The organism is Vibrio sp. A2-1, assembly GCF_021728355.1.
GTDB classification, from domain to species: domain Bacteria; phylum Pseudomonadota; class Gammaproteobacteria; order Enterobacterales; family Vibrionaceae; genus Vibrio; species Vibrio splendidus_K.
In genome coordinates this window covers 373,442-388,258 of sequence record NZ_JAKKCO010000004.1, presented here as the reverse complement: position 1 = coordinate 388,258, position 14,817 = coordinate 373,442, and the positions used below count along the sequence as shown (strand labels likewise).

The 14,817-nt window shown below is 44.5% G+C and carries 13 protein-coding genes and 1 tRNA gene; 2 read left to right on the top strand and 12 right to left on the bottom strand.

Going from position 1 to position 14,817, the window contains the following annotated elements:
• Window positions 1–6: 6 nt before the first annotated feature.
• From rlmH to leuS, 5 genes are all read right to left on the bottom strand, one after another.
• A complete protein-coding gene (gene rlmH / locus L3V33_RS16285; protein WP_004735246.1) occupies window positions 7–477 on the bottom strand; it encodes a 23S rRNA (pseudouridine(1915)-N(3))-methyltransferase RlmH in 471 nt (156 codons plus the stop codon).
• A gap of 3 nt (window positions 478–480) precedes the next feature.
• Window positions 481–798, bottom strand: coding sequence for a ribosome silencing factor (gene rsfS, locus L3V33_RS16280; protein ID WP_004735247.1), 318 nt, complete (start codon window positions 796–798; stop codon window positions 481–483).
• A 64-nt stretch (window positions 799–862) separates the two neighbouring features.
• A complete protein-coding gene (gene holA, locus L3V33_RS16275) occupies window positions 863–1,888 on the bottom strand; it encodes a DNA polymerase III subunit delta (protein WP_237290813.1) in 1,026 nt (341 codons plus the stop codon).
• A 9-nt stretch (window positions 1,889–1,897) separates the two neighbouring features.
• The gene (gene lptE / locus L3V33_RS16270; protein ID WP_146457499.1) at window positions 1,898–2,539 is read right to left on the bottom strand and encodes an LPS assembly lipoprotein LptE; all 642 of its coding nucleotides are present in this window, start codon (window positions 2,537–2,539) and stop codon (window positions 1,898–1,900) included.
• A gap of 226 nt (window positions 2,540–2,765) precedes the next feature.
• Complete coding sequence (gene leuS, locus L3V33_RS16265) at window positions 2,766–5,342, bottom strand: leucine--tRNA ligase (protein WP_114633072.1); 2,577 nt, start codon at window positions 5,340–5,342, stop codon at window positions 2,766–2,768.
• A gap of 265 nt (window positions 5,343–5,607) precedes the next feature.
• Between leuS and L3V33_RS16260 the strand changes: the two genes are divergently transcribed.
• The gene (locus L3V33_RS16260; RefSeq protein WP_237290812.1) at window positions 5,608–6,078 is read left to right on the top strand and encodes a zinc ribbon-containing protein; all 471 of its coding nucleotides are present in this window, start codon (window positions 5,608–5,610) and stop codon (window positions 6,076–6,078) included.
• A 125-nt stretch (window positions 6,079–6,203) separates the two neighbouring features.
• Here L3V33_RS16260 and lnt read toward each other — a convergent pair whose 3' ends face one another.
• The 5 genes from lnt to miaB all read right to left on the bottom strand — a co-directional run bounded on the left by lnt (window position 6,204) and on the right by miaB (window position 11,932).
• Entirely contained in the window at window positions 6,204–7,718 is a 1,515-nt protein-coding gene (gene lnt / locus L3V33_RS16255) for an apolipoprotein N-acyltransferase (RefSeq protein ID WP_237290811.1), read from the bottom strand.
• Between the two features lie 32 nt (window positions 7,719–7,750).
• Window positions 7,751–8,641 carry a CNNM family magnesium/cobalt transport protein CorC gene (gene corC, locus L3V33_RS16250; protein WP_004735253.1) on the bottom strand — a complete coding sequence of 297 codons (891 nt, stop codon included), beginning with the start codon at window positions 8,639–8,641 and terminating at the stop codon, window positions 7,751–7,753.
• 120 nt (window positions 8,642–8,761) lie between these two features.
• Window positions 8,762–9,223, bottom strand: a complete 462-nt coding sequence (ybeY, locus tag L3V33_RS16245; RefSeq protein WP_065113503.1) for an rRNA maturation RNase YbeY — start codon at window positions 9,221–9,223, stop codon at window positions 8,762–8,764.
• The gene (locus L3V33_RS16240) at window positions 9,224–10,345 is read right to left on the bottom strand and encodes a PhoH family protein (RefSeq protein WP_017087693.1); all 1,122 of its coding nucleotides are present in this window, start codon (window positions 10,343–10,345) and stop codon (window positions 9,224–9,226) included.
• A gap of 162 nt (window positions 10,346–10,507) precedes the next feature.
• Window positions 10,508–11,932 carry a tRNA (N6-isopentenyl adenosine(37)-C2)-methylthiotransferase MiaB gene (miaB, locus tag L3V33_RS16235; RefSeq protein WP_171308809.1) on the bottom strand — a complete coding sequence of 475 codons (1,425 nt, stop codon included), beginning with the start codon at window positions 11,930–11,932 and terminating at the stop codon, window positions 10,508–10,510.
• 308 nt (window positions 11,933–12,240) lie between these two features.
• On the opposite strand from miaB, the gene L3V33_RS16230 reads away from it, so the two are divergent.
• Window positions 12,241–13,416, top strand: a complete 1,176-nt coding sequence (locus L3V33_RS16230; protein ID WP_237290810.1) for a 2-octaprenyl-3-methyl-6-methoxy-1,4-benzoquinol hydroxylase — start codon at window positions 12,241–12,243, stop codon at window positions 13,414–13,416.
• A gap of 71 nt (window positions 13,417–13,487) precedes the next feature.
• Here the strand turns inward: L3V33_RS16230 and L3V33_RS16225 are convergent, their stop codons facing one another.
• Window positions 13,488–14,534, bottom strand: a complete 1,047-nt coding sequence (locus L3V33_RS16225; protein ID WP_237290809.1) for a lactonase family protein — start codon at window positions 14,532–14,534, stop codon at window positions 13,488–13,490.
• A 157-nt stretch (window positions 14,535–14,691) separates the two neighbouring features.
• Window positions 14,692–14,776 (bottom strand) — tRNA-Leu (locus tag L3V33_RS16220).
• Window positions 14,777–14,817 lie beyond the last annotated feature (41 nt).

Below are 14,817 nucleotides of genomic sequence, written 5' to 3'. Positions count from 1 at the left end.
TAACGCTTATTCTCGATGATAAGGGTGGTTAGCAGTGATGCTCCAAGCTCTATACAAGCTTTCCGCCATGATAACGCGTACTAATGGGTGAGGGAGAGTAAGCGCCGATAGAGACCAGCTTTGGTCTGCAGCCGCTTTACACGCAGGTGCTAATCCTTCAGGCCCGCCAATAAGGATAGAAACGTCGCGTCCATCCAACTTCCAACTTTCCAATTGTTCTGCCAGTTGTGGGGTATCCCACTTTTTACCTGGGATATCAAGCGTTACAATGCGGTTGCCTTTTGGCACTGCTGCCAACATTGCTTCGCCTTCTTTTTGAAGAATACGTGCAATATCAGCATTTTTACCACGTTTTCCCGCAGTGATCTCAATGAGTTCTAATGGCATATCATGAGGGAAGCGGCGTTTATATTCTTTAAAGCCTTCTTCGACCCACTTTGGCATTTTTGTACCAACTGCGATTAACTGGATCTTCAACGCTTAGCCCCAAAGTTTTTCTAGTTGGTACAGCTCTCGATGTTCTTCTTGCATAACATGAAGCATGCTTGTTCCCATATCTAGAACAACCCATTCACCTTCTTGCTGCCCGTCCATGCCTAGTGGTTGCATACCAGCTTTACGCACTTCATCGGCAACGTGTTGTGCGATAGAGGCAACATGGCGCTTAGAGGTGCCAGTACAAACAATCATGTAATCAGTAACACTTGATTTGCCTTCTACATCGATAGTAACAATCGATTCTGCTTTCATGTCGTCGGCTTTGTCTGCAAGAAAATCTTTTAGTTCTTCACGTAACACGGGGTGTTCCTTTAATCTGAATTTAGCTTTTTAGGATCTGTTGACCCTAGAATATACCACGCTTTTATGCGTGAAATGGGATTGAAGCTGAAGGGATACAAAACTCTACGCTTAACTGATGAATTAGTGGCCAAGGCGACTGTTCATATTGAGTTTTTGTCATCAATTCGGCTTGAGTCAGCAACGCAAACAACGAATGTAATTGAGAAATCGAAACTCTTGTTAGCGCAGCGTTATAAAGAGGCTTTTTAGATTGCCAGATACGGTGTTTTTCGAATACTTGGCCGATCGGCATCTGTTTCATTTGTTGCTGCATTTGTAATAGCAAGGCAAGTTCACGTTGTATGCTACGCAGTAAAATGACTGGCTCTACACCTTCAGCTTCCAGTTGTCTTAGAATTCGTTGTGCACGATTACCTTTTCCAGCCAGTAACGCGTCACTCCAATGGAATGGAGTAAAGTGGTTGTGGCGGCTCAGTGATTCTTCTAAGCGTACTAGGGTAAGTTTTCCGTCAGGGTATTGGAGCGCTAGCTTTTCTAGGCTTTGAGTGAGAGCAAATAGGTTACCCTCGTGCCATTGTGCCAGCATTTGAATCGCTTCAGGGTCTGGAGATAAGCCTATTTGACGGCAGCGCGCTTGGACAAACTGAGGTAAGCGGCTGACATCTGGCGTTAGGCAACTGATCCAGTGACCCTGATTAGACAGTGCTTTAAACCATTTAGCACTTTCTTGAGCCTTGGTTAGCTTCGTACCAATCAAGACCAACAGAATATCGCTGTGGATATGCTCTGAGATTGCCAGTAACTCTTTGGCTATCGCCGCATTGACCCCGGACTCTGGCAGTTCAAGTTCGATGATTTGACGGCTAGAGAACAGGCTTAATGCTTGAGTACAGTCATAGACTTGATTCCAGTCCAGACTGTTATCAATAGCAAAGCGGTGACGTTCATCAAAGCCTTGCTCTTTAGCAACCTTTTGAATCGCTTCTCGGCTCTCTTGTAACAGCAGAGGCTCGTTACCGAAAATGAGGTAAACATTATTTAGTTGTTTAGCAAGTTGCTCTGATAAGCGGTCAGCAAAAATACGCATCAAATAAACCTATTGTTCAGCTGATTCGACGGGCTTTGTCGTTTCCGTAGAACTTGGATCTATTTCGACGTTCTTGATGTTGTATTGTTTCTCAAGCTCTTTCACTTGAACATTTTCTAGCGCATCTAGATCCATGCTATCAGCAGCGATGTTCGCTTTTAGTCGAGCCATTTGACGAAGGATTTGACTTGTTGCAAGCTTACGCATCTCATCTTCGATCATGTCGCGCTCAACCGATTTTGCTAATGCGGTTAACGGATTGTCTAGGTAGCTACGGGTTACGCTGGTTGAGAATGTCTTTGAGCCTAATTCAGGAATCGTGACGCGGTATGATGCGTTGAGTGTCAGTTCTTTTTCTGCTGCACGAGTATTCTGGTAAAGGGACAGAGTTCGCTCACTAACGCTTTCGCTAATAATATGCAAATTAGGGGTGTTTTCTGTAGGCGATACGATTTCTACATCATTCATACGTAGCTGACCTTTCATCATACGTGTAAACGTACTGTATTGGTCGTAACTGGTCACAGAGATCTTGTTGAGTTCTTCTGGTACAGAATAGTCACCACGCAGGTGGAAACCACAGGCACTCAGTAGGCTAACGGTTAAAACAACAACAGTAACTTTCAATGAAGATAGTGAAATCAGGCGCATTATTTGATGGCTCTCATGAAGGTAGAATACTTATTTAAAGGCTTTAATTCGTTAGAACTGTTGAGCTATGAATCTAAAGCGCTTAAATAAGTAGACAGGGCGATGTCGCACCCTGTCTAAAGACTGCTGAAAACAAAATAAGTTCGCTTCAGCAGTTATATGTGCAGACTAAAGCTGGTTCGCTTTAATCTGCAACTGTAAGTTTGCCAATGTTAGCTAGCAAATATTAGTTAGCTACGATGTTTAAAAGTTTACCAGGTACGAAGATAACTTTACGAATCGTTAAGCCATCTAGGAACTTCATAGCGTTTTCATCGTTTAGACCAAGTTCACGAACTTGCTCTTCTGTCGCGTCAGCTGCAACCGTTAGTTTCGCACGTAGCTTACCGTTGATCATGACAACGATAGTCTTCTCGTCTTCAACTAGTGCTTTCTCGTCAAACGTTGGCCATGTTGCTGAGTCTACGTTTGATTCACCCAGAGCAATCCACATTTCGTAAGAGATGTGTGGAGTCATTGGGTAAAGCATGCGTACTACCGCTTTTAGCGCTTCATCAAGGATTGCACGATCTTGTACAGATTCTTGAGGTGCTTTCGCTAGCTTGTTCATCAGTTCCATGATTGCAGCGATGGCTGTGTTGAACGTTTGGCGACGGCCGATATCGTCCGTTACTTTCGCGATAGTCTTGTGAATATCACGACGAAGTGCTTTCTGGTCACCAGATAGCGCAGAAGCGTCAACAGCTTCAGCTGCACCCTTAGCAGAGTGAGCGTGAACCAGTTTCCAAACACGCTTAAGGAAGCGGTTTGCACCTTCAACGCCAGACTCTTGCCACTCAAGCGTCATGTCTGCAGGCGATGCAAACATCATGAATAGACGTACTGTATCAGCACCGTACTTGTCTACCATCTCTTGTGGGTCGATACCGTTGTTCTTAGACTTAGACATTTTGATCATGCCTGAGTGCTCAACGTCGCGGCCTTGGTTGTCGACTGCTTTTTCAATGCGACCTTTCGCGTCACGGTCGATAGTCACGTCAGTTGGAGCAATCCACTCTTTCGTGCCTTTCTCGTTCGTGTGGTAGAACGCATCAGCCAGAACCATGCCTTGACATAGAAGCTGCTTGAACGGTTCATCAGATGTCACGTAACCCGCATCACGAAGAAGCTTGTGGAAGAAACGAGAGTAAAGCAGGTGCATACATGCGTGCTCGATACCACCAACGTATTGGTCAACTGGCAACCAGTAGTTTGCTTTCTCTGGATCTAGAATGTCGTCAGCTTGTGGTGAACAGTAACGTGCGTAGTACCACGAAGATTCCATGAACGTATCGAACGTATCAGTTTCACGTAGCGCTGGTTCGCCATTGAATGTTGTTTCAGCCCAAGACTTATCGGCCTTGATTGGGCTAGTTACGCCATCCATTACCACGTCTTCTGGAAGAATGACTGGCAGCTGGTCCGCTGGTACTGGGTGAACTTCACCGTCTTCAGTGGTTACCATTGGGATTGGAGCACCCCAGTAACGTTGACGAGAAACGCCCCAGTCACGTAGACGGAAGTTTACTGTTTTCTTACCTTTGCCTTCTGCTTCAAGCTTCGCAGCAATTGCATCGAATGCTTCTTGGAACGCAAGACCATCGAATTCGCCAGAATCGAACAGTACACCTTTCTCAGTGTAAGCCGCTTCAGACACATCTAGCTCAGAACCGTCTTCAGGTTTGATTACTGGGATGATATCGATGCCGTACTTAGTTGCGAATTCGTAGTCACGTTGATCGTGAGCGGGAACCGCCATTACCGCACCTGTGCCGTAATCCATAAGAACGAAGTTCGCTACGTAAACAGGAACAACACGACCGTTAAGAGGGTGGATAGCCGTTAGGCCAGTATCCATACCTTTCTTTTCCATCGTTGCTAGTTCAGCTTCAGCCACTTTGGTGTTACGACATTCTTCAACGAATGCTGCAAGCTCAGGGTTGTTCTGTGATGCTTTCTCTGCAAGAGGGTGACCTGCAGCGATACCAACGTAAGAAACACCCATTAGTGTGTCTGGACGTGTTGTGTACACTTCTAGAGGCGCTTCTTCACCGTTAACAGCGAAAGATAGTTCAACACCTTCAGAGCGACCGATCCAGTTGCGCTGCATGGTCTTAACCATTTCAGGCCAACCTTCAAGGTTGTCTAGATCGTCTAGCAGCTCTTGAGCGTACTCAGTGATCTTAATGAACCACTGTGGAATCTTCTTTTGTTCTACTGGAGTATCACAACGCCAGCAGCAACCGTCTTCTACTTGCTCGTTCGCTAGTACAGTTTGGTCGTTTGGACACCAGTTAACAGAAGATGTCTTCTTGTAAACTAGGCCTTGTTCGTAAAGTTTAGTGAAGAACTCTTGTTCCCAACGGTAGTACTCAGGCGTACACGTTGCGAATTCACGTTTCCAGTCGTAACCAAAGCCTAAAAGTTTAAGCTGGTTTTTCATGTATTCGATGTTTTCGTAGGTCCACGGAGCAGGCGCTGTGTTGTTTTTTACAGCTGCGTTTTCTGCAGGTAGGCCGAATGCATCCCAACCGATTGGTTGCATTACGTTTTTGCCTTGTAGACGTTGGAAACGAGATACCACATCACCGATGGTGTAGTTACGCACGTGACCCATATGCAGTCGGCCACTTGGGTACGGGAACATAGAAAGACAGTAGAATTTTTCTTTATTTGGGTCTTCACTTACAACGAAAGTCTCGCTGTCATCCCAGTGTTGTTGAACCTTTTGTTCAATCTCTTGCGGGTTATATTGTTCTTGCATCGATGGTATCCGGTTATCTTGGAATTTGTGAGTTCGGTTAGAACAGAATCTTACAGATCGTCATAGAATACCTAAAGGAGCTTAGTACAACAATAGTTATACCCTTCATACTTGCAGTTGCAGCGTGGTTGATTGCGTAAATTCAACCGAATTACTTAGGACAGCTATACTTAAGGGTATGAATTGCATTTGTTTGTTAGGGACTGGTCGCTTCACTTAAGGTCAGTTCACTAAGATAAAGCTTGGTCATCTTAAGGAGGTCGTTATGCCGAAGAAAAAAGCACTCTATGAAGAAGTCGTCGAAGAGGTGATAGAAACGCTGAAGCATAGTCCTGAAGAGCTTAACAACAAAATAGAAACGTCAGGTAAATATGCGAAAGCAGCCAATGACATGACTAAAGACGAATTTTCATTGATTTCGGCTTATGTGAAGTCGGACTTAAAAGAGTTCTCCGAAAGCTATGAAGAGAGCAAAGGTGGTCCATTCTATTTGATGATCACAGACTCTATTTGGCAGGGGCTGTTAGATATAACTGATCGCACTAAGGTGGAATGGGTTGAACTGTTTCAAGACTTAGAACATCAAGGCTTGTATCAAGCGGATGAGGTTATTGGGCTCGGGACTCTTGTCTGTGATGAGTGTGGGCATCAAACCGAATATAACCACCCAACGACGATTATTCCGTGTATTAAATGTGGCTCGACAGGGTTTAGCCGCAAAGCGCTTAAGCCATAAAAAACTGGCGACATAGCATTTGCAACTTTACACCGTAGTAATAAAAAGGGTTGACTGAATCAGCCAACCCTCAACAACTTTTCGTCGAATCTCGAATCTCGAATCTCGAATCTCGAATCTCGAATCTAGTCTTTTCTTCTCATAAACCAGCCTGCAACCAAACTCAGCAACGCCCAGATGTACAGCGGCCAAGTACCGACCACGTGATAAGGGGTTTGACCATCCGTTGAGATTAGCTCAGCTTTCAATACTGCGGTTTCAAACTGCGGTATTTGTTTGATGATTTTTCCTTTGTGATCCGTTACTGCCGTTACGCCATTGTTGGTTGAGCGAATAAGCGGCTTACCCAGCTCTAGAGCACGCATTTGTGCGATTTCCATATGTTGCAAGGGGCCAATTGAACGGCCGAACCACGCATCGTTAGAGAGCGTTAGAATAAAGTCAGTTTCATCCGTTACGTTCTGCCTAACTTGATCATTGAAGATGATTTCATAACACAATGCCGGTGCGAGGTGACGACCATTTGCCACGATGTTTGGCTGAACGAAATCGCCACGGCTGAATGATGACATTGGCAAATTAAAGAACGGTGCTAACGGGCGCAGGATATCCTCAAACGGTACAAATTCACCAAATGGTAGAAGATGATGTTTATGGTAGCGTTCGTCTGGATCGTAGCTGTATTCACCGTATGGATTGACACCGAGAGAAAGAACACTGTTGTAGTACTTCTTATCTTCAGATTGGTTCAGCACGCCAGTAATGATTGAGCTGTTGTTCATCTTCGCTGCGCTATCTAAGTTTCGTAGGAAAGATGGAATCTCAACTTCGAATGCTGGGATAGCCGCTTCAGGCCAAATGATGATATCGGCGTCCCAGTTTTCTCGGCTTAGGTCTGTGTACTTCATCATGGTTGGCCAGCGATGGCTAGGTAGCCATTTGCTGTCTTGATCGACGTTGCCTTGAATCAATACTACTGAGGTTGTTTTCTCAGGGTTCGGTGTCACCCAATCGATGTTTCGAATACCGAACCCCGCACTAAAGACAATCGCAGGAATAATGCCGACACTCCACGCCTTATTTATGAGTGTATAAGCGAGTGCAGAGGCTGACACAATAATCGCTAGCGTCACAAGTTCGACACCACCAATCGGTGCGAATGAGCCTAGTGGAGAGTCGATTTGGCTATAACCTAGCCATAACCACGGGAAGCCAGTCATTACCCAACCACGCAGCCAATCACAGATTAACCACAATGCAGGAGCCGCGAGGAAAAAGCGGCTTAGGTTATTAGCAGGGAAGTACTTGTTTAAACTCCAAGTAAATAGGCCGGAGTAGACCGCAAGATAACCGACAAGCAATGCCATTAAGAATAAATTGGCAGCCAGAGGCATTCCGCCAAAGCCATCAATACTGACGTATACCCAACTAATACCAGTCGTGAATTGGCCTAAGCCCCATGCGTAACCAATCCAAAGCGCACTTTTAGGAGAACGGTTGTGGATCAGTAACAGCAACAAAGCTGGGCTGAGAATAGCAAGAGGCCATATTGAATATGGAGCGAATGAAAGGGTTGTTATAGCGCCAACAAAAACGGCCGCAAGCGGCCGTAATAGGCGATGAATAAAGGTCTTAGTCATCTAATTTCTGTCATCTCTTTAGAGAGAAGTTGTTATTCTTCGATAGTCGGAAGAGGCTGCTCGTCAGGGATGGTTACCTGTAGCTGAATCACACGACGGTTATCTGCTGATGTTATTTTGAAATGGTAGTTTCCGATTTCTACAATTTCGCCACGAACAGGCAGATGACCGAGTGCTGTCATTACCATACCACCCACAGTATCGACTTCATCATCACTGAAGGAAGTGTTAAACGTATCGTTGAATTCTTCAATGGTGGTTAAAGCTTTAACCGAATAGGTATGCTTACTCAGCTTACGAATATCTAGCTCTTCTTCATCGTCGAACTCGTCTTCAATTTCACCAACGATTTCTTCGAGGATATCTTCAATGGTTACCAGGCCAGAAACACCGCCAAACTCATCGACAACGATGGACATGTGGTAACGCTCTTCTTGGAACTCCTTGAGCAGGCGATCAACTCGCTTACTTTCAGGAACAACCACGACAGGGCGAATCACTTGTTCGATATCAAATGGGGCACTTTCTGAACCCAAATACTTAAGTAGGTCCTTCGCTAATAGAATGCCTTCAACATGGTCTTTATCTTCACTGATCACTGGGTAGCGAGAGTGTTGAGCATCAGTAATAAGCGCAATCAATGTATCTAAATCATCGGTGCGTTCAACTGTAACCATTTGAGAGCGAGGCAGCATGATATCGCGTACTCGCATCTCTGAAATTTCCATAACACCCTCGAGCATGTCGCGTGTGTCGTGGTCAATTAGGTCATTAATTTCTGAGTCGCGGATTACATCTACGAGCTCTTGGCGATCTTTTACTTCACCTTGAAATAGTTGGCCTAGGCGTTCAAAGAAGGACTTTCTACTCGGACCTTCAGATTTTTTACTTCCCTCAGAAGTGGGGGGGTTACCTTCGTTCATGATTTCTCAAAAAATAACGCTATCAGAAGTGTGATAGCACACGTTACAACTCAGATTCCTGCGAAAATCACAGGTTCGATGAGTTATTGTTTCTCTGCAACCTACTTTACTAGAATCAATTTACTTTTCTAGAATATACGGGTCTTCAAACCCCATAGTTTGCATGATTTCTGTTTCGAGTGACTCCATCTCTTCAGCTTCATCATCTTCGATATGATCATAACCTAGCAGATGCAGACTGCCATGTACAACCATATGAGCCCAGTGTGCTAGCAGAGGCTTATTTTGCTCTTCTGCTTCTTTTTCGACAACTTGGCGGCAAATAATGAGGTCACCCAGTAGATCTAATTCCATTCCTGGTGGCGCTTCAAATGGGAAAGACAGCACGTTAGTTGGCTTATCTTTTCCACGATAATCATGATTGAGCTGGTGGCTCTCTTCTGTATCAACAATACGAACGGTGAGCTCGGCATTCTCTTGAAACTGAGGAATTGTCTTATCTAACCAAAGCTGAATATCTTGCTCAGTTGGAAGTCCTTGCTCATTTTCGACCGCTATTTGCAGGTCTAGTTCAATAGACATCTATTTATCACCTTGTTCTGTAATTACAGAGCTATTTTGTGTTGCTAATTGTGTCGTAACGGCTTGCTGAGCTTCAAGAAGTTTGGCTTCACGCTCTTCACGTTTGCGCTTTTCAAACTCTTTGCGCTCTTTCTGGTCTTTTGCTTCCCACTTCTCGTACGCATTGACGATACGAGCAACGACAGGGTGGCGAACGACGTCTTCGGACATGAAGAAGTTAAAGCTAATGTCATCCACTTCGTTGAGTACTTCAGTTGCATGACGCAGACCTGACTTAGCACCTCGAGGTAAATCGATTTGCGTAATATCACCTGTGATCACAGCGCGTGAGTTAAAACCGATACGGGTTAAGAACATCTTCATCTGTTCTACCGTGGTGTTTTGGCTCTCATCAAGAATGATAAACGCATCATTTAATGTACGACCACGCATGTAAGCCAGTGGCGCAACTTCAATCACGTTGCGCTCAATCAGTTTCTCAACACGCTCGAAGCCAAGCATCTCAAACAGTGCATCGTAAAGTGGACGCAAATATGGGTCTACTTTTTGGCTTAAATCACCCGGTAGGAAACCAAGCTTCTCACCGGCTTCAACTGCAGGGCGAGTCAGCAGAATTCGGCGAACCTCTTGGCGTTCAAGTGCATCAACCGCAGCCGCAACAGCTAAGTATGTTTTACCAGTACCAGCAGGTCCAATACCAAAGGTGATGTCATGAGTCACCATGTTCATTAGGTATTGAGCTTGATTTGGTGTGCGTGGTTTGATGACGCCTTTTTTAGTCTTAATGGTCACTTCTTTGCCGTAGTCGATTTCAGACTCGACGTGTTGCTCCAAAATGCCAGACTCAGTGACCGCCAGATGTACTTGCTCTGGTTCGATATCGATTATGTTGCCTTTAACTGGAGCCGTTTCAACATAGAGGTGTTTGATGATGTCTAAAGCTGCGGCAGTTGTGTGAGGCTTACCGACAATGGTGAAAAAGTTGCTACGGTAATTAATCTCTACACCAAGGCGACGCTCAAGGTGCTTGATGTTGTCGTCAAATGGTCCGCATAAACTTGCCAAGCGCTTGTTGTCTGCTGGCTCTAGATTTATCTCTAAGGTAACGATTTTATTGCTCAAATTAGCCTCTCATTTTGTGCCACTCACTCTTAAATAAAAAAAAGAGCAAGAAGCCCGATTTAGACCGGGCTTCTGATGGTGATTCCCTATTTCTAAGATGGTCACTTAGTTAGGTAATTTCAAGCTTTGTGTTTGAGCTTTGTGCTCAAACAGTTGTATTACCTATGGCGTAAACGTGGCTACACCTAGCTCGTCTTCACGTTTTGTTTTTTCCATCATTTCTGCTGGAGTCATTACAACGCGTAGACCCATGTCTTTTTCTGTGCGAACTAGCTCACCACGTAGTGAGTTGGTGTAAACCTCAGTGATCTTCACGTCTACGAACTGGCCGATTAGGTCTGCAGAACCTTCGAAGTTCACAACACGGCTGTTTTCAGTACGGCCACGCAGTTCCATTAGATTCTTTCTTGATGGACCTTCAACAAGGATACGCTGCTCTGTGCCTAGCATTAGACGAGAGAAACGCATAGCTTGTGTGTTGACTGTCTGTTGCAGCTCCCACAGGCGATCTTTCTTCTCTTGTGTTGGTACATCACATGGGTAATCTGCGGCAGGTGTACCTGGACGAGGAGAGAAAACAAAGCTGAAGCTCATATCGAAATCAACTTCTTTAATTAGCTTCATTGTATCTTGGAAGTCTTGCTTAGATTCACCAGGGAAACCAACAATAAAGTCAGAGCTGATTTGAATATCAGGTCGAGCTTTACGTAGTTTGCGGATAATAGACTTGTACTCGATTGCCGTATGCGGGCGTTTCATCATCGTAAGAATACGGTCACTACCACTTTGTACAGGCAAGTGTAAAAAGCTCACTAGCTCTGGTGTATCTTTGTAAACTTCAATGATGTCATCACCAAATTCAAGCGGGTGGCTTGTAGTGAAACGAATACGGTCGATACCATCGATAGACGCAACTAGGCGAAGTAGTTCTGCAAATGTGCAGATGTCGCCTTCGTAAGTAGGGCCACGGAATGCGTTTACGTTTTGGCCTAGTAGGTTTACTTCACGTACGCCTTGCTCTGCCAGTTGTGCAACTTCGTAGAGCACATCATCCATTGGACGGCTAACTTCTTCACCACGAGTATATGGCACAACACAGTAAGTACAGTACTTAGAGCAGCCTTCCATGATAGAAACGTAGGCTGTTGCACCGTCTGCTTTAGGTTCCGGCAAGTTATCGAACTTTTCGATCTCAGGGAATGAGATATCCATTACTGGCTTTTCGTTAGACAGTGATGACTTAATCATCTCTGGCAGACGGTGTAATGTTTGTGGGCCAAAGATAACGTCTACGTACGGTGCTCGTTGACGAATGTGATCACCTTCTTGAGTTGCTACACAGCCACCCACACCGATCACCACACCTTCTTTTTTATCTTTAAGCGTTTTCCAACGACCAAGCTGGTGGAATACTTTTTCTTGCGCTTTTTCGCGGATAGAACAAGTATTCAATAGTAGTACGTCTGCTTCCTCAGGTACTTCAGTTAGCTCGTAGCCATTTGCAGCGTTAAGCAGGTCGGCCATTTTTGATGAATCGTATTCATTCATCTGACAGCCCCAAGTTTTAATTAGCAGTTTCTTACTCATTATATGTTCGCTCGATCGTTAGTTTAATTTAAGGGAGCAAATCGCCCATTATTCATCCGCCAGCATTGTTTGTCATAATTCGGTATTCAATTTTATGACTGGCTCTAGCGGCAAGCGGCGTATTGTACTGGTTTCAAAACCGACTGACTAGTAGTCTGAACAAATCTCTTATGTAGTGGTTTTTATTATTGTTAACGCCATATACCATAAGGGATAACCCTTTTTTCGAATAAGGTTTTTGGTTACAAGTTAGTTATGAAAAAGTACAATCAAAAACAGTCAAAGAATCAAACTGATAAGTACAAAATATGAACAGTTACGATATTGTGGTAGTCGGTGGCGGCATGGTTGGCGCAGCAACAGCGGTCGGCTTTGCAAAGCAAGGGCTGAGTGTTGCGGTGATCGAAGGTTTTGCCCCACAAGCTTTTGATGAGTCACAAGCGATGGATACTCGTGTGTCTGCGATTTCTCAAGCATCGGTCGATTTACTTGAAGGTCTTGGTGCGTGGCAAAGTATCGCAGCGATGCGCGTTTGTTCTTACAAGCGTTTAGAAACGTGGGAGCATCCAGAGTGTCGTACTCGATTTGATGCTGCATCACTGGATCTGCCTCGTCTAGGCTATATTGTTGAGAATAGGCTCATTCAACTAGGATTATGGTCTCAATTTGATGCCTACGACAATCTCGAACTGTTATGCCCAGAAAAGCTGGATGAGATTGAGTTTGGTGAAACTAATATCGTTAAGCTTCAATCAGGAGCTGAATTATCAGCGAAGTGGGTGGTTGGTGCTGATGGCGCGAACTCAGTCGTTCGTCAGCAAGCTGGAATTGGCATTACAGCGTGGGATTACCGACAACACTGCATGCTTATCAATGTCGAAACCGAGCAGCCTCAACAAGATATTACTTGGCAGCAATTCCTACCAAGTGGTCCTCGTTCATTTTTGCCATTGTGTTCTCTAACCTCTGACGGTCAAGAAGTCGGGCAGGGATCGTTGGTTTGGTATGACTCCCCATCTCGTATTAAGCAATTATCATCGATGAGCCCTGAAAAGCTGCGTAATGAAGTACTCGCTAACTTTCCTAAAGAGCTAGGTGATATCAAGGTATTGAATTCTGGTTCGTTCCCTCTCACTCGTCGTCATGCGCAATCTTACGCTAAGAACAATTGTATTCTGGTTGGAGATTCGGCACATACGATTAACCCTCTAGCAGGTCAGGGTGTTAACTTGGGCTTTAAAGATGTGGCTGCACTATTGGATATCACCAAAGAGAAAGGTGAATTGAATCAATCTGTGGCGAGACGCTATGAAGTGATCAGAAGAGGTGACAATCTAATGATGCAAAGTGGCATGGACTTCTTCTATAAAACGTTCAGTAATGACATTTGCCCGTTAAAGTTTGTCCGCAATGCTGCACTAAAGTTAGCAGAAAACTCAGGGCCGATTAAAGCTCAAGTCTTGAAATACGCCTTGGGCCTTTAAAACGGTTAGATCAGGTTGTTTATATAGAGAAGGAGAGCCGATGCTCTCCTTTTTTGTTTTTGTTGTAATGCTTATTGTTGCTGAGTGACACAAACTGGTGCATCAAGGTCTAACGAGTAACCGGTATAGGTCAGAGATCCATCTTCAACATTTCGTTTGAATGACGTGAGGTTGTTGGAGTGCTGGTTTGCGGAGATAAGCCATTGTCCGTCATTAGTGATATGAAAGTCGCGAGGGAACTTGCCTTCAATATCGTAACTGTCCATAAATATGAGCTTTTGAGTAGTTGAATCTATTCGAAAACAACTGATTCTTGATTGATGCCGGCAAGATACGTAAAGGAATTGCTCATCTGGCGATAGCTTAATTGCAGCCGCGGCTTCTCCTTTCTCCGTATTAGGAAGTGCGTCAACCTCTTCCACAATATTCCACAGCCCTAAAGACTTCTCCAAAATCAATATCGTTTCCGAGAGCTCACACACCACATAGGTTTTATCTTCAGCTTGGTTAAAGACTAGGTGACGAGGTCCATTCCCTGCTGGCACTTTAATAGACTGCATTGGCTCATCAAGGAATTCTTCTTGTTCTTCGTCGAAGCAATAGAAGTTGATTCGATCGGCTCCGAGATCGACGGTAACAAACTGCGGAGAGTTATTCAGGAAAAGGCTTTGATGAGCATGTGGGCCAGTTTGTCTTTCTTTGTTCGGCCCTGAGCCAACCATTTTGAGTGTTTTGAGTCGTTTATCGATATTACCATTGATACTTAAACTAAAAATATCGAATGTCCCTGACGAGTATTGCGATGTAATAGCAAACTTATTGTGGGGATCTATCGCAACGTGGCAGGGGTGATCCCCCGAGATGAGGCCTGTATTGGACGTGATTTGTGAGTCAACATTAGGTATATGAATGAGCTTCGGTTGTTTCTTTTGCTCAACCTCAGCTGCTGTATAGATACCAGACTTTGTCGCGGTGATAAAAGAGGGGTTATGACATTCGGCAATAAGCTCTAGAGGTAATAGTTTTCCTGTTTCTAGATCTAACTGAGTTTGATAGACACCTTGGCTATTACTTGGAGAATCTGTGTAGCAACCGATCGTTAAAGGGAGGGTTTTCATAGGTAGTCATACTCAGTTAGGAAATGGAGCAGACATTGTCTAATAAAATCGCAGTAAAAGTGAGGTTATAGAAGAGAATACTTGGTGACTTGGCTTGCAGATTTACATATTCCAGATAAAACAAAACCCAGCTAAAAAGCTGGGTTTCATTCAATGATGGTGCGGTCGGAGAGACTTGAACTCTCACACCTCTCGGCGCCAGAACCTAAATCTGGTGCGTCTACCAATTCCGCCACGACCGCAGCAAATCTTTATAGTTATATCGACATTGGTGATTCGATGT